Genomic DNA, 25,498 nt, shown 5'->3' with positions numbered 1-25,498 from the left:
CAAGCGCGGAGTCGGCCAGACCCGCGGGGCTCTTGTGAGAGTTTGGGGGGCACGTGCATGCAGTTGTGGAGAGAAGTTTCCGTTTCCGGTGACACCGGAGTAGGGGGCTTACGCCCAAAGGTGCATGACGTCCTAGAACGCGGCAGGGCCCTTAGGACGGCCCGCGAAGCGGAGATCAACGTCGTGCGGCAGACTCTGGCCGACAGCGATAAACTTGGAGTGCTTGTCACGGGCGACGCCGGCGCCGGCAAGTCCGCATTCGCCCGTGCCTGCCTCGGCTTCTCCGGTGATGTCCACCAGGTGTACTTACGTGGAGAGCGCTTCAGCAAGGATCTGCCGTACGGATATTTGGGCTTCATGCTGGCACGTGTGCCGCTGCATGCTCTAGATAACCCACGGTCCGTCATCGCCGGCATCGCCGCCGCTATTGATGAAGACGCCGGGGGTAAGCGAGTTTTTCTCGTCCTCGATAACGTTCAGTTCATGGATGAACTGAGCATTGCCGTCGTTCTTCACTTGCTGGCCTCGGGGACGGTCCGCCTCATCGTACTAACCCGCGACACTGGCCTGGTCCCAGCGGACCTGCTCTATTTTCTGGACACCGGCGAACTCGTGCAAATCGACCTTGATCCCTTCACGTTGGCGCAGACGAAGACGGTTCTGCACGGAACATTGGGCAATAACGTCAGCTCCGGTACGGTGGCCGTGCTGCATTCACTGTCGCGGGGGAATGCGCGCATCCTGCATGCGTTGACCTCCGAGCAAGAACGTACCGGAAACCTGATCCTGCGGGAGGAGACCTGGGTTCTCAAGGAACTGCCCACATATGGAGACAGTGTAGAGGACCTGTTTAAAACCACGTGGGCCGGTGCCGACGAAGCGACTCGGGAAGTTCTGGAAGTCCTCGCACTGGCGCGACGGTTACCGCTGAAGGTGGCAGTGGATATGTTCGGAGCCGCCGAGCTTTCATCCATGGAGGACGATGGCCTAATCAGCGTTGAGGGCTCGACGCAGCAATGGATTGCGTTACGTGAACACTATGCAGCCGATATTGTCCGGCGGTGGGTTCCTGCAGGCCGGAGCCGGGAGTTGCACGCTCGGATGGTCCGTGTCCTCAAAGCCGATACGTCGGTGATGAGTGTGGACGATATTCTCGCCCACGCGTCGTGGACCCAGGATTGCGGGGCTGTGCTGGAGCCGGTCGCAGCATTATCCTCGGCCCGGATCGCAATTCAGCTTTACGATCCGCACTTCGCCCTGCGTGCTGCGACAAATATCCCTCGACTGGACCCGTTGTGGGTTGCGGGCCAGGTAGTCAAGGCTGCCGCACATCTGCTGCTTTTAGATGCGTCATCTGCGCTGCGGGAGGTCCGGGACGTGTCAGCGCGGCAGATTGAGCTGCTGGGCCCGCTTGAATACATCGACTACGTCGTGGCCCTGTGTGAGGCACTGCTGCCGATGAGCAATGGTCCAGCCGACGTTCTAACAGTCGTGGAAACTGCAACGGCGAGAATATCCGCCCTGCGTGCGACCGCGGTTCCCCGGATCCTGACGGAGTTGGAACGGGGCGCACACCGGCTGGAGCTGGTGAAATTCGACGTTGCGGTATTCCAAGGTGAGTATGCGGCGATAGCACCCAGGCTGGAGGAGATTTATCGTTCGGACACGGACGATACTGCGTTCCGGCTTGCCGCGGGAAGTCTTCTTAGCGAGTCGTGGGCGCTGACCGGGCGGGAGCTGGACGCTGCCGCCCTCATCGATGAGATCTCCCCGCAGCTCGGCGGTCTAGGTAGTGCGGAGGCATGTCGTGTCCAGCACGCGCGGCGCGAATTTCTGTCCTTGTTCTATCTGGGTAGGTGGGAGGAATGCGTCAGCCTGCTCGTCAATGGCATGTCTGGACCGACGGCGAAGCTGCAAAACCAAGGGGGACAGGCGGAACTCGCGATGGGTCTGGTGCTGGCGTACGCCGGTCGCGCAACTGAGGCGTTGGCGCCCCTGTTGGGGGCGGTGGCGCAACTGGAATTACGCTCCTCGAACGGCCACCTTTATGTTGCCTACGCGGTGGCTGCCTACGCCTACGCCCAGCTCGGCGACAGAGAACGTGTACTGAAATACCTTGCCCGGATGAGTACCTGCACGGGACCCTTTTCGTGGTTGGCACACTCGCTGGCTGGAAACTGTGCCCTGATGGCCAGACTGTGGACCGGAGATTCAAACGCCGCGGTAACACTGATTGACACTGCCGTTGCCGACATCGAACGCGGGCTTGTCGTGCCCGCAGGTATTGCCCTCATGGGAGCGTCGGTCGCGGGGAGTGAACGGGTAGAGGTGCTGATTGAACACACAGCCCAGCGTCGGCAGGGAACTCTAGCCGAGATCGGGATCCTTTTTGTGCGGGGGACTCGGACGAAAGATCCGCTTGCATTCCTACAGGCCGCAGACCTGGCTCAAAGCCTTCGGCTGGATGCGGCTGTGGCGAAATTCACTGCCCACGCCGTTGAGGTGGCACGCCGGTGTGGAAATCGTAATACTCTGCGGACAGCCCAGAGTCGCCTGGACGCCATCGAGGCGATCTTGCCCATGCATCCGGTCGTCCAAACCGACGGTTCGTTATCACTGACCGCCCGGGAACGCGAAATCGCCCTCCTGGCCGGCGGAGGGGCCTCGAATAGGGATATCGCGCTGGCACTGGAGGTCTCCGTCAGAACCGTGGAGGGACACCTGTATCAAATTTTTTCGAAGTTGGACGTCAGGACACGGGGGGACCTCCTTGGGCGTCTCTAGCCGGAAAAGGTGGAGTGCTGGGCTGCCGTCTTTGGGATGTGCCCAATGACCGTTCCCGCAGAGCCCAGCGCGAAGATTCTCATTGGCCGGGAGAGCATCGTGGCCGGTGCAGCCAACGCTCTTCGCTCGACCGGAACGGGTGTCGTCTTCCTCCTCGGCGATTCTGGTTTCGGAAAATCGGTGACCAGCCGCATGGTCGCCAAGGTACTGCAGCCGGACATGTCCGTGGTGACCGTCCATGCGACCGCATCGCTCGCCAGGGTGCCTTTCGGCGTCCTGGCAGCGTTTCTGACGGACCTGCCGATCGAGGAAGCTAATTCGCCGGTGTCGATCCTGCGCACCTTATGGACACATCTGGAACAGGTCCACCACCTCCGGTCCCGGCCTCTGCTGCTCGTTGTCGACGATGCTGATCACCTCGACGAAGGCAGCGCCAGAGTCATTGGGGAACTCGCCACGGCCGGCTGGGCCAAAGTCCTGATCACCGCCCATCCGCAGCCCGGGCCGCCGCATGATCTGGCCAGGCTGTGGTATGAAGGAATCGCCGAGCGGTTTGAGCTGCCGCCGCTGAGCCGCGATCAGGTCAATCAGATGTGCCAAGGGGTGCTTGGCGGACCAGTGGCGGCCAGCAGCAGCGATATTCTGTGGCGGACATCGCAGGGAAATCCCATGTTGGTGCAGGTGCTTTTGGATGAATCCCGCGAATCGGGAAGCTTGGTGTCCCAACACGGCGTTTGGCTTTTCGCCGGCTCCCCGCCCCGCGGGGCCGGGCTGAGGGATACCTTGCGGCGCCGGTTTTTGCGCCTCTCCGAAGCCGAACGTGAGGCCCTCCAGTTGGTTGCCCTCGCCGAGCCCGTAAGCCGTGAAGCGGTGCTGGCTATCAGTGGCACAGCAGCCGTTGAGGCATTGGTTGAGCACCAGCTGATTAGGCTTACCGGCGACGCCGAGCAGGTCCTGCGGCTCTGGACCCCCCTGTTCGGCGAAGCGATCCGCACCATGGTATCGGTGCCCCGGAGTTTGGTTCTCCGCGCGCAATTACTGACAGAGCTGGCCGAAGAACCTGTGGCCGCGGAAGCTGCGTTGCGGCGGGTGAGCTGGGCGCTGGATTGTGGCCTGGCGGTTCCGGATCGGTTACTGATCCGTACCGCAACTGAGGCCAGCCAGCGCTTCGATAATGCTCTGGCGCGGCGGGCGGCGGCCCAGATTATCGGGAAGGAACATCAGCAGCGGGCCCAAGCCATCATTGCCCGTACGCACTACAACTGTGGGGACTATGCCGCCGCCGAGGCCCTGTTAGGGCCCGTTTTCGCGATGGGGTCCACCGTAGAAGATCTCCGCGTCGGCAGCCTCTTGTGGGGGAGCATCCGCTTGGCGTTGGCGCACCCGACCGCATCCCTGTTTGCTGATGCCGACCGGCTGCGGCTCGCAGGGAAACGAGTTGCGGCTGCCCATCCGGAAGAGTCGGCACAGATCCTGCAGGAAATTGAGGACGTTAGCACTCTGCTCGAGCTGATGGCGTTGTCCGCCCAGGGAGACTTCAGCGCTCTGGGCGATAAGCTGCTGGCCTTGAAGGAGCAGGTAACACCTGCGCAGTTACGGACGCCGGAGACAGAAGTGTTCATCCTGGTCGTGCGGGCCGAATGGCTGTGCGCCCGCGGGCTGCCTCTGCAGGCGCGCATCCTGCTGGAGCGGGCAGACGGACTCTTTTCGGGGAAATCTGAGCAGGTCTATTTTTTCGCCGAGATCATCTCGTTGCGGCTCGTATTTTGCCTGCTCGAAGCCGGTGATTGGAAGGGTGTGGACGCCGCTCTGGAGAGCTTTGTTGTGGACTCCGGGCTTGGGCTGATCCCATTTGGCGGCGGGTTCTACGTTGCCAAGTGTTTTCTCCTCCTACGGCAGCAACGCCCTGCGCAGGCCCTGGCCCTTGTGCTCCCCGGAGTGGAAGTACTCCGCAACAACGATCCGCAACAGCTCTTTCAGCTCGCCGCAGCTATGGCCTTCTTCGCTGCCGCGGCACTGGGACAGATGGATACCGCGCGGGACTTTCTAGGTGACTTCGAGGCGGCGAAGCAGGGTGGATCAATGCTCACGCGCTGGTACGCCGAGGCATTTGTGGCGGCGGGGAAGGAGCACTGCAGCCATGACGGGGTCGGGCTTGGCCAACTGCATGAACTAGCGGAACGGCTGTCCGCCGAGGCAACCAAGGCCGTCGAGCTGCACGCACTCTTCCTGTGTTTAAGCCTCAATGACAGATCCCGATTGTCACGCTTTTGCGCGGTTGCTGCGGGCTGTGAGGGGCCGTGGGCGGCCGCTCTGCTGGCTTACGGGCAGGCGCTCGACGGCGGCGGTGCTGCTGACTTCATCCGCGCCGCAGAAACGCTGCGCGCCATCGGGCTGACGCCCTTGGCCGCCGAATGCTTCGGCACGGCAGCCCGATTGTCCAGACGCGACGGAGATACCCCGAAAACTGGCTGGGCGCAGACTGGGCTGAAGGCCTGCATGACCGAGCTGGGGTATCCGGAGGGGTGGTCGCCGAACGTGGCGAACAGCCAACGAATCCTGACTCGCCGGGAACAGATAATCACTTCTTTGGCCCTCGAAGGTCTAACCGACCGGCAAATAGCCGAAAAGTTACATTCGTCCGTGCGCACAGTCGAAGGCCATCTGTACCGCAGCTACGCCAAACTCGGCATTAGCGGACGATCCGAGCTCGGATTCGTCGCCGGGCTGCAATCCTATTAGCCCAGGGATTCATGCCCCGCTCGGCGGCTTACCGTATCTGGTGCGCCGGCGCCGCGACCGTCATCGTGGTCAAGATGCCCGACCGAAAAGTCGTGGTAGGCGAGGTCGCCGATCTCGACTTTCACAGGACCAGAGCTTAGGGTGGCCCACTATCGAGAACGCTGCGGCCGCTCAGCACTACTTACCCGTCAGGCCGCCGGAACCCGCAGAATACTGAGTACACCCGTACCGGGAATTCTGTGAGAACACTGGGAAATAGAGTACCTTCCACTCGTGCCATGCAAGAAGGACTTTCGTAAGTTTGGTTTAGATACACCGCCAACTGGATATGAAGGTCTCAAAAATGCTGCATTCGGGTATTGCCGTCGCGGGCAATTCAATTTCACGCGATTCGCTATTCAGAAGTATCGGCCGAAAGATCGAAAATTCCTCATTTTATCGGCAAGTACTCGTCGAAGATATTGTGACGGTCTTAAATGATGGCAGCAAATGCGGGGTGATTCTTGTTGGGGAATACGGAGCCGGAAAGACGTTCCTCGCTCGAAAAGCGATAGCCCAGCTGGGCGAGAATGTGCAGCTTGTCCAAATACGGGGCAACACGATGGCTGCAGACATACCGTACGGTGCCCTAAGCTCGCTGCTCAACGAGCTGGATGAAGACGCGGTCGGTAACCCTTTGGCGGTTTTGCGCGGACTGACCACATTGTTGCGCAACAAGGCGCACGGACGCAGCATCGTCCTGTGCGTGGATAACGCTCAATACCTGGACGAACAGACGGCCCTGATAGTCAGCCAGCTGACCGCAAATGGCACCGTGCGGTTGCTGGCTGCATGTGAGGATTTGGCGAGGGTCCCCGGTGGGGTAGTTGGGCTGTGGAAGGACGGCCTGGTGCGCAGGATTGAAGTCTTACCGTTCACCGCGGATGAAACGGCACAGTGGCTTGTCACCGCGCTCGATGCGAAGGTTTCGCGGGCGCTGTCCGAGGCAATGTGGGAAGCCAGTGGCGGGAATCCACGCTTCGCGGAGGTCCTGCTTCCTGAACAAATAGCGTTGCAGACCATCGTGCAGCAGGATGGTATATGGGTCCTCAGCGGTAAGCCTTTTGAATACAGTGCCGCCGTCGCGGATACCGTGATGACCTCGCTCAACTCGTTCTCAGCTCAGGAATGTCTGGTCATGGATGTCCTGGCGCTCGCCGGGGGGCTGACTCTGGACCATCTGCTGGGCGTCAGTGATCCGCTGGCCATTAATACACTTCAGCAACGCGGTTATTTGGACATCACCAAAGGCGAGCCGTCCCGTGTGAGAATCGCCAACCGTCTGATCGGCCACATCCTCCGCAGACAAGTGCCGGTGGGAAGAAGTAGGGACCTCCATCGCGACGTTGCCGCAGTTATGGCTGCGACGGATGTACTTGAGGTCGAGGAATTGTCCATGGCCGTATGGTCCGTGAGCTGCGGACTGGCGCTGGCGCCGGAATCGGCTCTGCGGGCGGCCCGGCTGGCAAATGCCAGCGGCAACCCTGAGACTGCCCTGAGTCTTGTCGGTGTTCTCCGCGACCGCGGTAATCGGTTAGAGGCGCTGGGGGTAGAGGCTCATGCACTCATAGCGCTCGGCCAGACGGAGGCAGCCCGCAGGGTGCTTTCCGCCTCAGACCTGGATGCGGACCATCTACCGCTGGACCGGTGGGTTGAGCTGCAACTCCTGCGCGCCAGGCTTGCCGGCGGCTCGGACACGCAGCAACCGAATCCGCAGGCAATCCTCGACGGGGTGGCTGCCCAGCTCGCCCGGGGCCGGGAAGGCGTGGATCCACTGAGCCTTGCTGGTCTTTACGAGGATCTGGTCCTGGCGCGTGCGGAGCTGGCTATCCACGCGGGACGGTACCTGGAATTTACGGCTGAGCTGGTCAGAATTCAGGGGGCAGGGGGCCGCCCGGACCGACGAGGACATGCAGGAAGACTGCTCTGCAAGGCGCAGATGCTGACGGGGCGGCAAACGCAAGCCGTCAGGCTCGCCCGCGAAATGAGCGCGCAGACTGCCGAGGACGGCATACTTCCGGCCTGCTGGGACGTTGCAGACTCGGCCATACTGCTTGCCATTTTGACCGGTTCTGCAGCACCGGCACGGGCTGTTCGGGACGTGGCAATGTACTCCTGTACCTTCACCGGTGCACGTGCCGCGGCATTTGGCGAACTTGGTGAGGGATTGCTTTTTGCCTATCGTGGCCGCACGCAGCAGGCCCTGGAGCATCTGTTGCCGGCAGCCAGTCAGCTTCGCCAGCTGGATCCTGACGGCACGTCGGCACTTGCCGGTGCCGCTGTGGCGTATGCGTACGCGCTACAGGGTGACAATGACCGCGCCCTGCAGTACCTGAACGAAGGCAACACTCCTACGGGCCCGCTATCACGGATGCTGGCAAGCGCGTGCGCGTACTTTCAAGTGCTGGCTACCGCGGAGCTGGCCTCAAAGGAAAAGGCTATTGTGCGGCTGTTCAGCCTTGCCGATCAGGAGCGCCGGTGTCAGGCAACGTCTACCGAACTCCTCTTTGTTAGTGCGGCAGTCCGCCTTGGCAGCGCCACTGGGGCACAGCGCCTGATTGACGTGGCGTCGGGTATTGACGGACCGTTTGCAGTGCAATGCAAAGAGTACGGAACCGGATTACTGGCCATGGATGCAGCCGTGTTGACGACGGTTGCGGAGGTGGCGGCCAACTGCGGTGACGATCTGTTCGCTCGTGATGCCGCCCGCTCGGCGCTAAAGTTTGCTGCTGACGCCGTAGACCGCAATCAGATGAGGGCTGCTCAGCAGATTATTCGCGGGAGTCTGGAGAAGCTCGCTTCCATCAAGCGATCCAACGAAGACGGCGAGGCTCTCACAGCACGGGAACAGGAAGTCGCGGCCTGGGCTGCGGCAGGCGTCAGCAACCGTGCAATCGCGGCTAAGATGCACATTTCCGTCAGGACGGTCGAAGGACACCTGTACCAGATCTATGGAAAGCTCCAGGTCACCTCCAGAGCGGAGCTAAAAGGCACCTTTGTCTGAGCCGGGCCGGAAGGAAGCCGGTAGTCACCGGGCCATGGAAAGGTGGAGGCCTGGGGCGACACCCCAGGCCTCCACAGCGTCCGGCTCCGGTAACGCACCCGGGTTCATCTCCGCCCAGATCTGTTCCACTGCCTGCTGAACGCTGGTGCACCCGGCGTCAATGACGACGTCGGCGTCTTCGGGGACTTCGTACGGCGAATCGATTCCGGTGAAGTCCGGCAAACTGCCGGCCCGCGCCCGGGCGTACAGGCCTTTCCTGTCGCGCTGCTCACATATCTGCAGCGGCGTGGAAACATGGACGAGCAAAAACGTCCCAACCTTCTCAGCCATGGCGCGGGCCTCGCGTCGAGTGGCATCAAAGGGGGCAATCGGGGCGCAGACGGCAATTCCTCCGGATCCGGCGATGAGCGATGCCACCCAGCCGACGCGGCGGATATTGGTCTCCCTGTCGTCCATGCTGAACCCCAGGCCGGAGGAGAGGAGCCTGCGGACATCGTCCCCGTCCAGCAACGTCACCGGACGGCCCGCCCGTTCCTGCAGATGGGCTGTCAGTGCGCGCGCAATGGTCGACTTCCCAGAGCCGGAGAGCCCGGTCAGGAAGACGACGGTGCCTTGGCCCGAGCCCTCGGATGGCAGCTTATGGCTGCCTTTCGGGGGTTCATTTAGTTCGGTAAAGTCAAGCGTCAGGTCCGCGTTCAAGTTCGCGAGCACATGGTTGCGCAGTCGACGGCCCTGCCGGTCGGGAGCATCCACAGGGGCAGGCATGATCAGCAGTCCGACCGACGCATCGGGAAGCTGGGCAGCGCACTGTTCCAGACTGTTCAACAGAGCAGTGACCGAGTAGCGCCCGTGCGGCTGGGAACCGCAAACGGCAACGAAGCAGATATCGGCGTTTTCCCGTCGGGCTGTAGCTGCGGTCATGGCCATCTGCGCGGCCTCGGGTTGTGCGGAAAAGGCGGCCAGGAGGGTGCGGCGTCCTTCCAGCTTTGGCAACGGGCCGGTCAACCGCAGTTCCCTGGCCGGGGGGTGCTCGGCCGGGCGCACGGCAGCCAGCTCGCCGGCCAGGTAGATCACTGCCCTTGGGGCGTGCAGTGACGCGGTGACCGTGAGCCGGGCCAACGGTGTCCCGTCCGGGTCGGTGAGGAACAGCAGGCCGCCGGTTCGTGCCTTTTCTCCGGTGCTTGACGGTACCGCCAGGGTAAAGACATCCGTCCTGCTGCCGGGTGCCCCGTTCGGGAGAGCGTAGCCGTGAGCCGGCGCCAGCAACCCGCCGAGCAGCAGCTCCAACTCATCCAGCGCGGGTCCGGCCAAGGCGTGCACCGGTATTTGGTCGGCGCCGATCCAACTGCTCATTTTGATCCCCCATTGGGTAGGGCATGTTCTGCGTTGACAGCCGCACTTTGGCGCAGCCGGTGCTCGGTGACCGCCAGAGCCGGAAGACCGTTGTATCTGCGGATGAACATCCACAGGGCCGGCGCCACCAACAGGGCAGCGCCGAGAATTATTGCCGTCGGTATATTGTCCAATCCCAGCATTTTCAATGCGGATGCGAGCAGGACAAACGCCAGAGCCCGACGTATGAACCCGCCGGAGAGCCGGCTGGACAGCTGCGCTCCCAAATAGACGCCCGGGATGCTCCCCAGAACCAGAGGCAGTGTGAGGGCGAGATCCAGGTCACCGAAAAATGAGTGGCTGATTGCGGCCGCAGCCACCAGAGGCACGGCCTGAACCAGATCTGTGCCTACCAGCTGGCTTGCCTTGAGCCCGGGATAAATCATCATCAGCCCGATGATGATGATCGAGCCGGAACCTACCGAGGTCATTCCCACGACGAGACCGCCGATGGCGCCGAGCAGCACGGTCGGCAACGGACGCGCCAGGACGAAGGGGCGGTCCTGCGGGGGCTTGGGACCTTTTCCGTTCCGGCTCCGCGCGCGCTCTGCCAGCCGCAGATACGAACGCACAACCAGCAGGACGGCGGCCAACAGCAGTGCGCAGCCGAGAGCGAGTTTGACTCCCTCTTGGACGGCCGCACCCGGACCTAGCGCCTTGAGGACCAGCACGCCGCAAAACGCTGCCGGCACCGAGCCCAGCGCCAGCCATTTGACCAGTTGAAGATTCACAGTCTTGCGGCGAAGGTGGACGACCGATCCGATCGGCTTCATCACGGCGCTTGCCACCAGGTCGCTTGACACTGCAGCGAGCGGCGGGACGCCGAAGACCAATACCAGAACCGGTGTCATGAGGGCTCCGCCGCCCATGCCCGTCAATCCGACGACTATGGCCACTAGAAAGGCTGCTACTACGACCATGAAGTCCATAAACAAAAATTTTGCCATCCACCCGTGCGTATGCACAGGCGTAGGGCGCTCATCGGGTAAGGAGTAATCGCGTCCTGTACCAAGTAGTCCCGCATCCTCAGCCAAGTCCACGACAAGGTATCCGGCCGCAAAAGGCCGGTAGGCACGGGAATGAAGTCGCGTAGCGGATACTCGTGCCCTGCAGGAACGTCGCAAATAGCGTTGGGGTATCCGCTCAACCACCTACCGGGTACGAAGCAGGTCTCGAATTATGTGCTTATCTTCAACCGCCCAACTTGTCCCATCGGCTGCACTGCAGCTTCGCTCGCACAGTAATCTGCGGGCCCCACATTCGGGGCCGGCGGCGGTGGAGTCTTCTGAGACCAAGACTTCCCCCCAGCCGTCGTCGGTCCCCCTTACTCCCGCCCGGGTTACCCTCGCTGTTGTTCTCCCGGGCCGCTTTAGCCGCGAAACCGGAGGGCACCTCGCATGAGCCCCCTTGACGACTCGGCTTCCCTCGGCGCCGGCGTAGACCTGCGGTCACCGGCGCGCTACTACCCGGCGAACCGTTCGGCACATCCACGGTCAGCAGCCGCCACGGTCCGCTCCGGTGAGCAATGGGCTACGAAGTATCACACGCTTTTGTGCATCAGTGATGCGACCGTCTTGGTCGCCGTTTCCTTAGCAGCCCAGATAGGCCGCTTCGGTTTCAGGGATATCGACGTCAGCGTTGGTCAGTCAGGAATCGGCTACGGATTCCTCTCGCTGGCGATAGCGGCGGCGTGGATGCTGGTGCTCGGTGTCTACGGCAGCCGGGATGCGCGCGTAGTGGGAACTGGTTCGGATGAATATAAGCGGGTTATCAGCGCTACGACAACGCTGCTGGGACTGCTGGCCATCACTTTCCTGGTTTTCAAGGTAGATATTGCCAGAGGCTACTTCGCCCTCGCCGTTCCGTTGGGGGTGGTTGGACTCATCCTGTCACGCTGGGCGCTAAGGCGCTGGCTGATGCGCCAGCGCGCCTTCGGCCACTACCTTTCCCGAGTCATCGTGCTGGGCCGGCACAGAGATGTCCGTTACGTCATAAACCAGATTCACAAGAAATCAGGCGCCGCTTACCAGGTGGTGGGTGCGGCTCTGCCCAGCAGCGACTCTCGCTTGAGCGTCATTGCCGGCTCGACTGCGGTACCGGTCGTGTCCACCATCGATTCTGTGGTGGACGCGGTCCGCCGGTTTGAAGCAGATGCGGTCATCGTGGCGGGTCCGCTCAAGCGGGGCAGCAGCTACGTGCAGAAGCTGGGCTGGCGGCTCGAGGAATCCCGAACCGAACTTGTCCTCGCCACCGGACTGACAAACGTGGCCGGACCCCGCATCCACTCCCGTCCCGTGGAGGGACTACCGCTAATGCATGTGGAACTTCCGCAGTACGCAGGAGCAAAGCACGTGGTCAAGCGTTTGTTGGACGTGGTTCTCTCCGCTTCCGCGTTGCTGGTCCTCGCCCCCATTTTCCTCGTGCTCGCGGTACTGATCCACCGTGACAGCCCGGGTCCGGTTCTCTTCCGTCAGGAACGGATCGGCCGCGCCGGAGAAAAATTTGTGATTTTCAAATTCCGCTCGATGGTCGTGACCGCGGAAGATGAGCTCGACGGCCTCCTTGAGCGCAACGAGGGCGCGGGTGTGTTGTTCAAGATGCAGGATGATCCGCGCGTGACACGGGCCGGCCAATGGCTGCGGCGGTATTCACTTGATGAACTTCCCCAGCTCTGGAACGTGCTGCGCGGCGACATGAGCCTGGTGGGCCCCAGGCCCCCACTGCAGCGCGAAGTGGACGGATACAAGGACCGTGTCCATCGTCGGCTTTACATCAAACCGGGCCTGACGGGAATGTGGCAAATCAACGGGCGTTCGGCCCTGAATTGGCAGGACAGCGTTCGGCTGGACCTGTATTACGTCGAAAACTGGTCTCTCGCCGGCGATCTTATTATTCTCTGGCGCACCGCGAGGATGCTCAAAAATCCGGTTGGCGCTTATTAACCGCAGCAACGAATAAACAGCAACGAAAAAATCAGGGGGGACCATGATATTGCTCAGGCGGAACACCATTCTCAGCACAAAATTGTCCGATGATGACTTGGCCTGTGCACTCGCCGACGGCGCCGGGAAAGTGCTCCTTGCATTACAGAAACGCGCAGCGCGCAGCGGCTCCGGCACGCTCGGCGCCGAGGGGGACAGCCGTTCACAGGAGTATCTGAAGAAAGCGCTCCATCAGGCGCGACCCGATGACCTGGTGCTCTCTGAGGAAGCAGCGGACAACCCGGGCAGGCTCAACGCCGAGCGGGTCTGGATCATCGACCCGCTGGACGGGACGCGGGAATACGCAGAGGGCCGGGGGGACTGGGCCATCCACGTGGCGCTCTGGTCCGCGGGCGAGCTGGTAACCGGTGCTGTGGCCCTGCCCCGACTGGACATGATCTGCAGCTCGGCCCGGCCGGGGGCGGTGGCGGCACCGCACACGACGCTGCGGATGGCGGTCTCGCGCAGCAGGGCGCCGGCGCTGGCAGCGTTAGTGGCCGAAGAAATTGGCGCGGAGCTGGTTCCCATGGGTTCGGCCGGCTACAAGGTCTGCGCCGTGGCGAGCGGCGAAGTCGACATATACCTGCACGACGGCGGCCAGTACGAGTGGGATTCCGCGGCACCTGTTGCGGTAGCCCGCGGTGCCGGGCTCCATGCCAGCCGAATCGATGGATCTGCGCTGCGCTACAACCAGGCAAATCCCTATTTACCCGACCTTTTGGTCTGCAGACGTGAACTGAGCGAACCACTGCTTCGGATCATCAAAGATGCCACGCTGGCCAGCAGCGGGTCCGAAAGAAAGAGCAGGTGAGTGACGTGGTGGAGAGCCCCAAACGAATATTGTCGCAGCTGGAGGTCTTGGAATCCGAAGCGATCTACATCATCCGTGAGGTTGTTGCCGAGATTGAACGTCCGGCCCTGATGTTTTCCGGCGGTAAAGACTCCTTGGTCATGCTGCACCTTGCCAGGAAGGCCTTTTTCCCCGCGTCGGTGCCGATGGTCATCCTTCACGTCGATACCGGGCACAACTTCCCGGAGGTGATCGCCTTCCGCGACCGGATCGTCGCGCAGCATTCGCTGAACCTGGTGGTGGGCTCCGTCCAGGACGCCATCGACCGGGGTGTGGTGCGGGAGGAGCCCAATGGGACTCGGAACCGGACTCAGACGCCAGTCCTGCTGGAAACCGCGGACAAGCATGGCTTCAACGCTCTGCTGGGCGGCGCACGCCGGGATGAGGAAAAGGCGCGGGCGAAGGAGCGCATCTTCTCCTTCCGCGATGAATTCGGTCAATGGGATCCCAAAAAGCAACGGCCGGAACTATGGAATCTGTTTAACGCCAGGGTGCACGTGGGAGAAAGCATCCGCGTCTTTCCATTGTCCAATTGGACCGAGCTGGACGTTTGGGAGTACATCGCGGCCGAGGGTATCGAGGTCCCCTCCATCTATTACGCGCATGAACGCGAGGTATTCGAACGCAACGGCATGTTGTTCGCGGCCAATGAGTTCTGCCGTCCAACGGCCGCCGAACCGACCTTTAGGGAATCCGTGCGCTACCGAACCGTCGGCGATGCCACGCTGACGGCAGCCGTCCGCTCTGAAGCGGACACGGTTGAAAAAGTACTTGCAGAAGTCGCCTCCACCCGCATCACAGAACGCGGCGCAACCCGGGGAGATGACCGCGTCAGTGAAGCAGCAATGGAAGACCGCAAGAAAGAAGGCTACTTCTAATGGATTTACTCAGGTTTGCAACCGCAGGATCCGTCGACGACGGCAAGAGCACCCTGATCGGGCGTCTGCTGTACGACTCGAAATCCATTTTCACTGACCAGCTCGAGAGTGTGGAGCGCGTCAGCCGCGAGATGGGGACCGAATACACCGAACTGTCGCTGCTCACCGACGGTCTGCGGGCCGAACGTGAGCAGGGCATCACCATCGATGTTGCCTACAGGTATTTCGCCACGCCCGCCCGCAAGTTCATCATCGCGGACACACCTGGCCACATCCAATACACCCGCAACATGGTGACGGGCGCGTCCACGGCGGACTTGGCCATCGTTCTGGTCGATGCCCGCAAGGGTCTGGTGGAGCAAAGCCGCCGGCATGCGTTCCTGGTCTCGCTGTTACAGGTCCCGCACCTTGTGCTGGCCGTGAACAAGATGGATCTGGTGGGTTACTCCCGCGAAGTCTATGAGGACATCCGGCGGGAATTCATCGAATTTTCCGCCAAGCTGCAGATAACCGATCTGACCGTGATTCCGGTGTCGGCACTGCACGGGGACAATGTAGTTAACCGCTCCGAAAATATGCCCTGGTATGAGGGCGCCTCGCTGCTCAATCACCTGGAAAACGTCTACATCGCCAGTGACCGGAATCTGGTGGACGGGCGCTTTCCGGTTCAGTGTGTCATCCGGCCGCATTCGAGCCAGTTCCACGACTACCGCGGATATGCCGGAAAAATCGCCGGCGGAGTGATGCGCACAGGGGACGAAGTCATAGTCCTGCCCAGCGGGCTGCCGAGTCGGATCAGCTCCATTGAAACCGCTGATGGACCGGTGGAGGAGGCGTTTGCTCCGATGTCCGTCACCGTCAGGCTGGAAGACGACATCGACATTTCCCGAGGCGACATGATTTGCCGCCCGGGCAACCAGCCCAGAGTCAGCCAGGACATCGACGCGATGGTGGCCTGGATGAGCGATCAGCCGCTGCGGCCGGGACAGAAACTCGCCCTGAAACACACCACCCGGAACACCCGGGCACTGGTGAAATCGGTCCAGTATGCGCTGGATGTAAACACCCTGCATCGCGATGAATCCAGTGCGGAGCTCACGCTGAATTCGATCGGGCGAGTACGACTTCGCACCACGACGCCGCTGCTGACGGACGAGTACCGGCGTAACCGCGAAACGGGTGGCTTCGTACTCATCGACGAACACACCAACAACACCGTCGGGGCCGGAATGATCCTCTCCGCATAGAGCCGGCCCGTTAGGGAAATCCACTCGTACGCAATCAGGACTCAGGAGAAATAATGAAGATTCCCCCAGAAGATGCGGATCGAAGTCTTGTCACCGCCAGCTCCGATGAGCGGATATTTTTGGTCGGCTCAAGCGGTGGACATCTTGCTCAGCTTTTGGCACTGCGTCCGTGGTGGTCTCAGCACACGAGGGCCTGGGCCACGTTCCGGACTCCGGATGCCGAGTACGGGTTGCGCGACGAAGAAAATGTGGCATGGGCCTTTTCGCCGACGACGCGGAACATCCCCAATTTGCTTCGCAATGCGAAGCTGGCATACTCCTTGGTGCGCAGTTTTCGCCCCACAGTTGTCGTCTCCACCGGGGCGGGAAGTGCACTTCCATTCTTTGCGCTCGCGAAATTGATGTCCATCACGACCGTATATATCGAAGTGTATGACCGGGTGGAGAGCGCTACCCTGACCGGCAGATTGTGCCGGCCTTTTACAGATTTGATGTTGGTGCAGTGGCCGGACCAGCTGGGCCTGTACCGGGACGCTCACCTGGTGGGGAGGCTATTGTGAGCGCACGCGCAGCGGCATCGATCATTGTTCTGGTCGGAACTGACCACCACCCGTTCGCCCGTCTGATTGATTGGGCCGATGGCTGGGCCGGCGCGAATCCGCAGGATACGGTGACAGTCCAATACGGGCACAGCGCTGCGCCTGCCGTGGCTGCTGGGAGCAGCTTCTTTTCCCCGGGCCTGCTGGACGGGCTGATGGGAACGAGCGACATTGTGATCATGCACGGCGGTCCGGCATCAATTTCGGAGGCAAGGGCGGCAGGACACCTCCCACTTGTCCTTCCCCGGGACCCGCAGTTCGGAGAGCATGTTGACGACCACCAGCAGCGCTTCGCCCGCTGGTCGGACCACAAATTGCTGGTCACCGCTGTAGATTCGATCAGCGACTTGAATACCCGCGTCCGGGCGCTTGTCGAGGACGAGGTTGGGACCCGGATCAGCGCCGCGCAGGGGAGCGCGGAGGTCGACGACGCCGCGCGCCAGCTGCCGGAATTCCTCGCCAAAACACGGGGCACTGCGGAAAGGTCATCCCCGGGTGCTCCAGTCGTCGTACACATTTCCGGACTCAGGGCGTCGGCGATCGAACCTCAGATATCCGCACTCAGCTCCGCAGACGGCGTAACAGTTCTGGGTGAGATAGATGCCCTGTGGGAACACGGTATCGGTGCTGATTCCCCGTGCAGTTGCGGCCTGCCCTTTTCGAACTGTGATTTCTGGATTCAAACCGGAAAAGCCGCGTTCGGTGGGTGGGATACGGTGGACATCGGCAAGTTGGCGCATCTGCGGAAATCGATCAGATCGGCTGGAAATCCGGCTCTCAGTTCGCTGCCTTTCCAGACCAGGGCAATGCGGCGCCAACTCGCAGACCACGCGTACTATTATCAGGCGATTTATGAAGCCGCGCGAAATATCTCCGGCGCCCGGGCGCTGGTGTGCTTTGACCGGGATCCCGCGCTGGCAATTGCGTTGAGCCACAACAGGGAAATCGATGTGCGGCTGCTCTGCGTGACAGGTAAGGACCGCGGACCCCGGATGGGCTCGGGTAGCCACAAGATCCGCGGCCGGGGCTGGCTCGACTCTTTGGCCGACGCACAGGCGGCGCGGATGCGCCATGTTCCGCGCGGCAGCGTTGCTTATGCTGACTTTATGAAGGGCGGAACGACCGCGGGGAATATGCGCGGCCAAATGAATCTTCCGGATCTCTGGACGGCCACGTCAGTGCCAAAGACACAACATTTCATGCTGAACAGGGGAGAATCATGACGAAGGTATCGGTCGTTATTGCCACCAGGGACCGGCCCGACATGCTCCGCGAAGCCATCGACTCTGTTTTGAACCAATCCTTCGGTGGAGATATCGAAGTGGTGGTGGTCTACGACCGATCCGTCCCCGACGATTCGCTGGTGTTCGACTCCAACATCCGCAGCGTGCGGGTCATCTCCAATTCCCGCAGTCCGGGATTGGCCGGTGCCCGCAACAGTGGTATTCACGCCGGAACCGGTGAGTTCGTGGCGTTTTGCGACGACGACGATTACTGGCAGCCGGGCAAACTTGCGGCCCAGATGCGGCGTCTTGACGCCGATCCCGAGCTGGCTTTTGTTACCTGCGGAATTTCGGTCCGCTATGCGGGCCAATCCCATGAGCGTCCCCTGAACCGGGAGACGGTGACCTTCACTGAACTGTTGAGGGACCGGCACACGGAGCTCCATCCCTCCACGTTCCTGATGCGGCGCTCAGCCTTGTTACATGGGTTCGGTCTGGTCGACGAAAATGTCCCGGGCGGATTCGGCGAGGACTACGAATTCCTCTTAAGGGCTTCCAGAAGCCACGCCATTTCCCACGTTCGCGAACCTCTCACGGTGGTGCGCTGGGGAGGGCAATCCTACTTTTTCCGTCGCTGGGCGACCATGAGCGAGGGTCTGTCGTGGGTGTTGGCGAAATATCCGGAATTTGAATCGTCACCGGCCGGCTCGGCCAGGCTTCGGGGACAGATTGCTTTCGCGCACGCGGCCGGAAAGAACCGCAAGGTGGCGTTTCGCTGGGCGGCGTCAGCGATGCGCCGTAATCCCTTTGAGCCAAGAACACCGCTGGCCCTCGCCGTCGCGACGGGCCTGCTATCTGCCGATCTCGTCATGACGCAGCTGCACAGGAGAGGTCGAGGCATCTGAGGCCCGCCACGGTCGACGAAGCCCCCGGCGCCTTGGGTTTGCCGGGGGCTTAGTCCTTGCACCGATGGTTAGCGGGTGAAGACCCGTTCGATGATCCGCCGGGAGGACTGGCCGTCGTCGTTGGGACAAAAACGATCGACGAACTCCCGGTACTGCTTAAGGTGCGCGAGGTGTCCTTCCTCGACGTTCGTCAAGGCAGCACCGAGTGACTCTGTATCGGTCGCGATGACACCCGGGGCCCATTGTTCATAATCGTAATAGAGCCCGCGGACGGCGTCCCGATACCGCGCAAGGTCGTAGGCGAAGAGAACGATCGGCTTGCCGGTGACGGCAAAGTCGAAGACGGTCGAGGAGTAGTCCGAAACCAGGACATCGGCGGCCAGATATAGTTCGGCAATGTCCGGATAGCTGCTCACATCAATGCTGAAGCCGGCCATGTCGGTCGTGGGCGCGGTTTTCACGACGCTGTGCATGCGGTTGAGAATGACTGTTCCTGCCGGTGTTGTCTTGGCCAACAGCTCATAATCCAATGCCTGTGGATCCGTGAAATTACCCTTGGCATCCATGGAATCATCGCGCCAGGTCGGTGCATAAAGAACTACCCTGCTGTCGGGAGCAAGGCCCAGTTGCTGGCGAACCTGAGCGCGGATCAGCGAAGCGTCCGGGGATTTCAGCACGTCATTGCGCGGATATCCGCTTTCCAGCAGCTCGCCATCGTACCGAAAGGCTCGCCGCAGGATCTCTGACGTCGAGGGGCCCGGCGACAGCAGATAGTCCCATTTTTTGATATCCCGGACCATCCGCTTTTGATGTGCGGCTGCGCCGGCGTAGGTCAGTAGTTCCTCATCAAAGCCGATTGTTTTCAAGGGCGTGCCGTGCCAGGTCTGCAGGTAGGTCACCTTGGGCCCCTTGACGAGGTGCTTGCTGACAATGTCATTGCTGATCAGGTAGTCGCACCCGAAGAGGCGGGCAAAATATTCCGGCGAATGCCTGCGGACGCGCCCCACACCGTCCGGCAGCCGGGCCGCCTGGTCCGCGACCCAGATGATATTCAGGTCCGGGCGAAGCTTTTGGAGCAGCTCGGAAATGGCACGCGGATTATCAGAGTATCGTCCACGCCAGCTTTCGAAGAGTACAGTCTGGGACTTCATGTCAGGAGCCTTTCGCCGGGTTAGGAACGGACTTTTTCGCCAGTAGGGATCGGAAGGCACGCAGACGGAGCGGGCCGCGCCACAGCCACAGCAGCGCTGCATACACCAGGCAGCCGGCCAGGAATACGCCGGCGTAAAGGTACAGCTGCTGCTGATTCAGCAGTGTCAGCGTTAAAAGCGGAAGACCAAAGCAGACAACGTTGGCCAGCGCCACCAACGCCGAGCCCTTGCTGAACGGATCCATGGCCAAGAGGGCATGAACCCGGGCCAGCGTAAGTCCATTTTTTAACATGATCGAGACGGCCCACGCCGCGGCGGCGCCGGTGATGCCCCATAGGGGTATCAACGCCAGGCATAGCCCGATGTCGGCTGCCAGGGAAGTAAGGGAAATCCATAGGCTGGTCCGGCTTCCGCCGGCCATCAGCAACATGGTATCCAGGGGTCCGGCAGCAACCGCGAGAAGCATCGCCACGCTCATAATTACGACGACGGTGACCGCCCCATCTGCGGAGTAACCGGCGCCAAATATCAGCAGATAATATGTACTGGCTGCTCCGGTAATCATGTACATGGGCCACGCCACGGCCATGGACCATGATGTGGAGATTCGGAAGATGTCAGTGGCGTCCTGGTGGCGCCCTTGGGCAAGTAGTTGGCTGAAGCGAGGCTGCAGTACCTGCGCAATGGCGTTGGCGCCGAACTGGCCGAGCGCCACGAACCGTGTTGCCGCCGTGTAGACGGCCGCTTCCTGAACGGAGAGCAGGGCAGCAATCAGGATGATATCCGACCGTTGCAGCAACGCCTGGCATATCCGGGCTAATCCACGCGGCCACGTGAAGCCCCAAAATTCACGGCGGATCACGACTCGCTCCGTGCATACTGCCGACCGGGCTTGCACCCCTCGGCGTCGGAGCATCCGACGGAAGACCAGAACCGACGCTATCGCAGCCACCGCGTAGGGGACGGCCCATCCGGCGGACAACAGAACGATGCCGCCCCCGGCGATGGCCGTAATCCACACGGCAACAGGTTGCAACACGGGACGGAGGAGCTTGTCCAACATTACGGTGCTGCGGACAGTTCCGAACGCGCGTGCGCCGGCGAGGGCAAAGTCGCCCCATGCTGCGACGGGCAGCAAAACGGCAAAGGCAATGAGCACCAAATGACCGTCCGGAGTGCTCAGCCCAATGGCCGGAGCGATCCATCCCGCCAGCAGTACCGTCGCCACGGCCAGTCCCGCGCTCGTCAGGAGTACTGGACGCAGCGCGACCGAAAGGCAGACCGGGATATCTGCTGTGCGGCCGGTGGCCTCATACCGGAGCATGAAGCGTGCCAGTCCGCCCTCGGTACCCAGCGTCGCCGCGGCCAGCAAAATCAGAAATGCCGAGGTAGCGGAGAAAAGCATCCCGGCCGTGGACTGATCGAAGTTCTTGGTTACCACGACGATCAGCACAAAGTTACAAATCGAGGCGATGATGGCCCCGAGCACATTCAAGGATCCGCTGCGGGCAATGCGCGACAGTTGAGAGTCGACGCTGTCGGCACTGTTGTCCGTCGTATTAGTCGCCATGCGATCCGCTCGAAATCAGCGGAGCGGTCCGATCCAGGCCGCCGCCGTCGGCAATAGTATTCTCTGAATCTTTGCGCGGCGGCACGGGGCGGACGCTGTCCTTGTGCCGGGGCGGAAGCACCACGGCCCCGAGCAGATCAACCGAGAGGTCATGGCAGATCTGGACCGCTGCGCGCAGGTCTGAAATCCGGCTGCGGCCATACTCGATTTCAATGACCGCGGACTTAATCGAACTTGCCAGCAGCTGCGTGTCAGGAGTGAGCATGGAACCGGCAGCGACCAGGACGACATCGGCCCGTTCAGCAAGTGAGCCGATCAGCTCCATCAGCCCGGGTGCGGCATTGACCCTTGACACACTGTCCGTCCTGGCTGCTGCCCGGATGACCTGCAGGGACGGTCCGACAGATACCAGCGCGCTTTCCAGCGGTAGGCCATCCCTGAGCACATCAGCGAGCCCCGGACTCCGCCCCCCGGCTGCCTGGGGAAGGACCAGCTTGCCGGTCATATCGACAACTATGGTCCTGATCCCGGATGCCGCCAGGGATGAAGCCATCGAAACGACGCAGACGGGATGCTCTGCATCTGTACGGGATGCCGTAATCAGGATCGACTTGCTGCGGTGATGCCGGGTGAGGTCCAGGATCTGCGCACCGAACGGCAAAAAGCTGGAGTTGATGTCCGCAGGGACGCTGCCGGAAAAAGTCCGGTGTGCGGCCTCGAAGGTATTTGGTTGCGTAGCCAGGGTCCGGATGCCGAACGCCTCGATCTCAGACCGGGTCCGTAGGACGGACGAGGACCGGACTCCGGTGCGAAGGAAAGCAACGCCAAGACCAAGCAGGAAGCCCAGCAAGGCACCCCCGCCGGTCAGCATTCCGTTTGTCCCAACGGCATTGGGCGCCTGCAGTTTCGCTGGCGTGATGATCTGACCGGGATCCAGTGCTGTGGAGGCAATATCACCCATCCGGGCATTGAGCTGGTTGATCTGGGTAGCGACGGACTGGACCTGGGTCAGCAGCAGCCCGGCCGTCGCGGAGCCCTGTGGTGCCGCTGCGGCCTGGGCTGTCAGGCGCGTTAGATCCGCCTCGTGTGTGGCGATCTCGGTTTTTATCCCGGCGACGCGGCTGGCGATCGAGGCCGCCGCCCGGGCCTTGCGGTAAGCAAGGTATGCATCGGCAAATCCCTGCGCACGCCCGAGCGCTACGGCCGGGTCAGAGCTGCCATAGCTCACTTGCAGGATCTGTGTATTGGGCGGAACGGAGACGGACAGGTCGGCGAGGATTTGTTCGGCGCTTGCTCCTGTCGCGGACGCATCCGGCAGCGTTTTGGCGACTAGGTTGGAGCGCAGGACCTGAGCTTCCGAAAAGAGATTGACCAACAGCTCGCCACGAGTCCCAGGATAGAACGGATTGCCCTCCAACGGATTCAACAATATGACCGCCGTTGCCGGGCGCGTCTCGGAAACTGTGCCTCCGACAGCTGCTCCGGCCAGGCCCCCGAGCAGAGTCAACGCTATCAGGATCGGCCAGGAGCGTGCCGCCGCTGCCCGAAAGAGCATCGTGCGGGTTTGGGGTTTTCTATCAGGGCTAACCGTTGGAGGCTGAGGCTCCGAGACAAAGTGGGACATGGAAAGTTCTCCGGTTCGTTTGTTCGTCATGGAAATTTGCTGCTGTTCGGCTGCCGTACTGGATGAAGTCATGCCAGCACGGCTATTGGCTGGGTCCGAAGGGCCTCGTTCCCGTTCTTCGCAGAGCACGGTCGGCAAAGCTGGACGATCGGCGGCTGCCACGCACCAGCCGCAACGGCCAACGACGCCGTCCTCCGGGGGCAACGTGGGAATGCGTACGGATAAAGTCAACGGCGAGAGCCAGCGCTACAGCAGCCAGGAATCCGATCAGCGCCGAGGAGGCAATGTACACCTCCGGTTGGCCGCGGACTTTGCTGACGCTGGCCGGCCGGATCACTTCGCCGGCCGTGGTCGATGACATCGTTAGGTTATCGATGGCCGAGTGAAGACGCTCTGCCACTGCGGAAATGTAGGCAAACCTGATTTGGCTGTTCGCCGTTATGGGGGTGGTAGTCGTGTCGCTGGTGGCCTGTAGCCGTGACAGCTGGTCCTGCAGAGCCCGCAGCACCTGGTCCCGCCGCTGCGACAGGCCATCGCTGCGAACGCTCAGATAGGCCTCTGCCAGGGCCTTTGCGCCGCTGAGCGAGCGGGCTGCCGACTCGTCGGAGTAGTTCAGCGTCAGGACAAGCGTATTGGGTGCCGCCGAGACGCTGATCCGGGAACGCAAGGCATCCGGATCCTGTAAACCTAAAGAGCTGTCAACCATCTCGACGGTCCGGCGCGACTGTACCAAAGCAGCTTCCGTGTCAATGGTGACCTGACCCGTTTTCGTGTCCTCTGTGCCATCTGCCGACAGATACATCGGGGACGGAGCCAGCAGCAGCGTTACGGCCGAGGAATAGGCTGTCGGCTGCGCACGTGTCAGCGCCAGCCCTGCTATGCCGCCGACCAGGCTACACACCAGCAGCACGGGCATATACCGCCTGCCTGTGGCCGCGAAATCGCCCAAACTCCGCGAGGTGTCAGTAACCCCCGCCGTTCGGGACCTTTCCCGCCAGACCAGCCCTAACGTGATCATGATGGTGAAAAGAGGCAAACCCAGAGTGTCGTAAATGAACATCTGGATCATAAAGAACAGCAGGATCGTGGCGCCGGCCAGCTCCAGGGGAGTTCGGGCGCGCCAGTGTGCCCGGATCCGGGAGAGAAAGAACATCAGGAAGAAGCCGGCACCAACCAGGCCCTGCGAAAAGATGACCAGCCACAACTGCCCCTGCGTACCCAACGGCGGCACTGCGCACGCCGGGCAGTCGGGCGTGGAACCACCGGCAATCGATGCGAAGCTGCCCTGGAGGTTGCGGGTGCTGCCGAACCCAATGATCGGTGATCCCTCTATGGTGCTCGCCACGGTCTGGGTCAGCAGCGTTGCCCGGCGGTCGTCACTGTGTGCGCTGTCCAGCGTGTCGCTGGAGAGCGTGGCGAGCGGACTGCCGGAGAACAAAGCGGCAGCTATCACCACAGCAGCAACGACGACCAGCAGCGACCGTGCCCGGCCTTTGATGACGAGGTATACCAAAAGCACCACGGCACCGGCACCCAGGGAGATCCACAATCCGCGGTTCATCGAGTAAACGATCGGTATGGCCGAAGCGGCCAGAATGACAGGGGCCAGCGGCACGCGCCAGCCGGCGCGTTTGCCAAACCAGGTAAGGAGGAAAAACGGCAGTAACATGGAGAGGTTGCTGCCCCACGAATTGGCAAAATCAAACGGCGCGATGGGCCTGTATTCCTCCCGGCCGAGGAAAGTCGTTAGGTTGGCGGCGGCGGGATGGATCAACGACTGAAGGAATGGGTTTGAACTGAGCGATCGGGGGAGCAGCGTCTCGACCAAAGAGGTGACTTCGAATTTGGGGGCCAGGACTCCGAGGAGGCCGCCGGCCACGGTAACCACAAACATCCAGCCCAGCAACCGGGTCACCCGAAGAGTCGAAACGTTGTCTTCCCTGGCGTTCGCAACCCATAAAAAGACGATGGTGCAGGCGGCGTACCAACCTAGCCGGTAGCCAAAGACAAGCAGGCGTTCAGGGCCGCCTCCTGGTACTGCCCCGGGCGCATCGGCCCAAAGCGCCACAACGCTGACTACGACCCATAAAAGGAAGAGCAGCAACCATCCGGTGCCCCGCGGGAGCCGGATAGGGCCCTGCCGCAGCAGCTGAATAAGCATCGGCACCGCTAATGCCAGCGGCAGCAGGTTATTCAAACCCAAGAGCCACCACACCGGATAGCCGATGAGCAACACCATCAGCGGCCAGGCGTTCCGACGTGACGGGAGCCGCAGCACCGGGTCAGGGCCGGGAACGGGGCCTTTGGTGTGGCGTGGCTGCAGCTGCATTACGGACATGCTCGTGTTCCCCATCCAGCCGATTTTGACGAGTGATCATGTGCGCTCTGAGCAGGCGATCATGTCGTCAGTGAGATCCGGTAATAAACTCCGCCGCTGAAGGGGGGAGTGAGACTCACTATAAGCGCGGGATTCGGGGCTTGATAGGGGTAAAAGTACCTGTTTTAGGTC

At 61.6% G+C, this 25,498-nt stretch carries 16 protein-coding genes; 10 read left to right on the top strand and 6 right to left on the bottom strand.

What is annotated here, in order from left to right; all coding sequences use genetic code 11:
- The first annotated feature begins 57 nt into the window (after window positions 1–57).
- The 3 genes from OS914_RS12615 (at window position 58) to OS914_RS12605 (ending at window position 8,569) form a co-directional block, all read left to right on the top strand.
- A complete protein-coding gene (locus OS914_RS12615) occupies window positions 58–2,784 on the top strand; it encodes a helix-turn-helix transcriptional regulator (protein WP_267546415.1) in 2,727 nt (908 codons plus the stop codon).
- A 45-nt stretch (window positions 2,785–2,829) separates the two neighbouring features.
- Window positions 2,830–5,526, top strand: coding sequence for a helix-turn-helix transcriptional regulator (locus tag OS914_RS12610; RefSeq protein ID WP_267546414.1), 2,697 nt, complete (start codon window positions 2,830–2,832; stop codon window positions 5,524–5,526).
- Window positions 5,527–5,854: 328 nt separating this feature from the next.
- Window positions 5,855–8,569 (top strand): helix-turn-helix transcriptional regulator, encoded by a 2,715-nt coding sequence (locus tag OS914_RS12605; protein ID WP_267546413.1) that lies wholly within the window; start codon window positions 5,855–5,857, stop codon window positions 8,567–8,569.
- Window positions 8,570–8,593: 24 nt separating this feature from the next.
- Here OS914_RS12605 and cysC read toward each other — a convergent pair whose 3' ends face one another.
- Both cysC and OS914_RS12595 read right to left on the bottom strand, forming a co-directional pair.
- On the bottom strand, window positions 8,594–9,922 hold the full coding sequence (cysC, locus tag OS914_RS12600; RefSeq protein ID WP_267546412.1) for an adenylyl-sulfate kinase: 1,329 nt from the start codon (window positions 9,920–9,922) through the stop codon (window positions 8,594–8,596).
- Window positions 9,919–10,908, bottom strand: a complete 990-nt coding sequence (locus tag OS914_RS12595) for a sulfite exporter TauE/SafE family protein (RefSeq protein ID WP_267546411.1) — start codon at window positions 10,906–10,908, stop codon at window positions 9,919–9,921. The genes cysC and OS914_RS12595 overlap by 4 nt, the downstream gene beginning before the upstream one ends.
- Before the next feature lie 450 nt (window positions 10,909–11,358).
- On the opposite strand from OS914_RS12595, the gene OS914_RS12590 reads away from it, so the two are divergent.
- From OS914_RS12590 to OS914_RS12560, 7 genes are read left to right on the top strand one after another with little or no spacing between them, the layout of a single operon-like run.
- The gene (locus tag OS914_RS12590; protein WP_267546410.1) at window positions 11,359–12,903 is read left to right on the top strand and encodes a sugar transferase; all 1,545 of its coding nucleotides are present in this window, start codon (window positions 11,359–11,361) and stop codon (window positions 12,901–12,903) included.
- Between the two features lie 43 nt (window positions 12,904–12,946).
- Window positions 12,947–13,753 carry a 3'(2'),5'-bisphosphate nucleotidase CysQ gene (locus tag OS914_RS12585; protein WP_267546409.1) on the top strand — a complete coding sequence of 269 codons (807 nt, stop codon included), beginning with the start codon at window positions 12,947–12,949 and terminating at the stop codon, window positions 13,751–13,753.
- Entirely contained in the window at window positions 13,750–14,670 is a 921-nt protein-coding gene (gene cysD, locus OS914_RS12580; protein WP_267546408.1) for a sulfate adenylyltransferase subunit CysD, read from the top strand. Before OS914_RS12585 ends, cysD begins: the two co-directional genes overlap by 4 nt.
- Entirely contained in the window at window positions 14,670–15,917 is a 1,248-nt protein-coding gene (gene cysN, locus OS914_RS12575; RefSeq protein ID WP_267546407.1) for a sulfate adenylyltransferase subunit CysN, read from the top strand. Before cysD ends, cysN begins: the two co-directional genes overlap by 1 nt.
- A 53-nt stretch (window positions 15,918–15,970) precedes the next feature.
- Window positions 15,971–16,477 (top strand): glycosyltransferase family protein, encoded by a 507-nt coding sequence (locus OS914_RS12570; protein WP_267546406.1) that lies wholly within the window; start codon window positions 15,971–15,973, stop codon window positions 16,475–16,477.
- The gene (locus tag OS914_RS12565; protein WP_267546405.1) at window positions 16,474–17,739 is read left to right on the top strand and encodes a glycosyltransferase; all 1,266 of its coding nucleotides are present in this window, start codon (window positions 16,474–16,476) and stop codon (window positions 17,737–17,739) included. Before OS914_RS12570 ends, OS914_RS12565 begins: the two co-directional genes overlap by 4 nt.
- Window positions 17,736–18,644, top strand: coding sequence for a glycosyltransferase family 2 protein (locus OS914_RS12560; RefSeq protein WP_267546404.1), 909 nt, complete (start codon window positions 17,736–17,738; stop codon window positions 18,642–18,644). The genes OS914_RS12565 and OS914_RS12560 overlap by 4 nt, the downstream gene beginning before the upstream one ends.
- 68 nt (window positions 18,645–18,712) lie before the next feature.
- Here OS914_RS12560 and OS914_RS12555 read toward each other — a convergent pair whose 3' ends face one another.
- From OS914_RS12555 to OS914_RS12540, 4 genes are all read right to left on the bottom strand, one after another.
- Window positions 18,713–19,795 (bottom strand): CDP-glycerol glycerophosphotransferase family protein, encoded by a 1,083-nt coding sequence (locus OS914_RS12555; RefSeq protein ID WP_267546403.1) that lies wholly within the window; start codon window positions 19,793–19,795, stop codon window positions 18,713–18,715.
- A gap of 1 nt (window position 19,796) precedes the next feature.
- A complete protein-coding gene (locus OS914_RS12550) occupies window positions 19,797–21,365 on the bottom strand; it encodes a lipopolysaccharide biosynthesis protein (protein WP_267546402.1) in 1,569 nt (522 codons plus the stop codon).
- The gene (locus OS914_RS12545) at window positions 21,355–22,920 is read right to left on the bottom strand and encodes a hypothetical protein (protein ID WP_267546401.1); all 1,566 of its coding nucleotides are present in this window, start codon (window positions 22,918–22,920) and stop codon (window positions 21,355–21,357) included. Before OS914_RS12545 ends, OS914_RS12550 begins: the two co-directional genes overlap by 11 nt.
- Before the next feature lie 151 nt (window positions 22,921–23,071).
- Window positions 23,072–25,327 carry a GumC domain-containing protein gene (locus OS914_RS12540; RefSeq protein ID WP_267546400.1) on the bottom strand — a complete coding sequence of 752 codons (2,256 nt, stop codon included), beginning with the start codon at window positions 25,325–25,327 and terminating at the stop codon, window positions 23,072–23,074.
- Window positions 25,328–25,498: the final 171 nt, after the last annotated feature.

Source organism: Arthrobacter endolithicus, assembly GCF_026627425.1.
In the GTDB taxonomy this organism is placed as follows: domain Bacteria; phylum Actinomycetota; class Actinomycetes; order Actinomycetales; family Micrococcaceae; genus Arthrobacter_M.
Note: the sequence above shows the minus strand (reverse complement) of the source record. Positions and strands in the feature narration are given on the sequence as shown.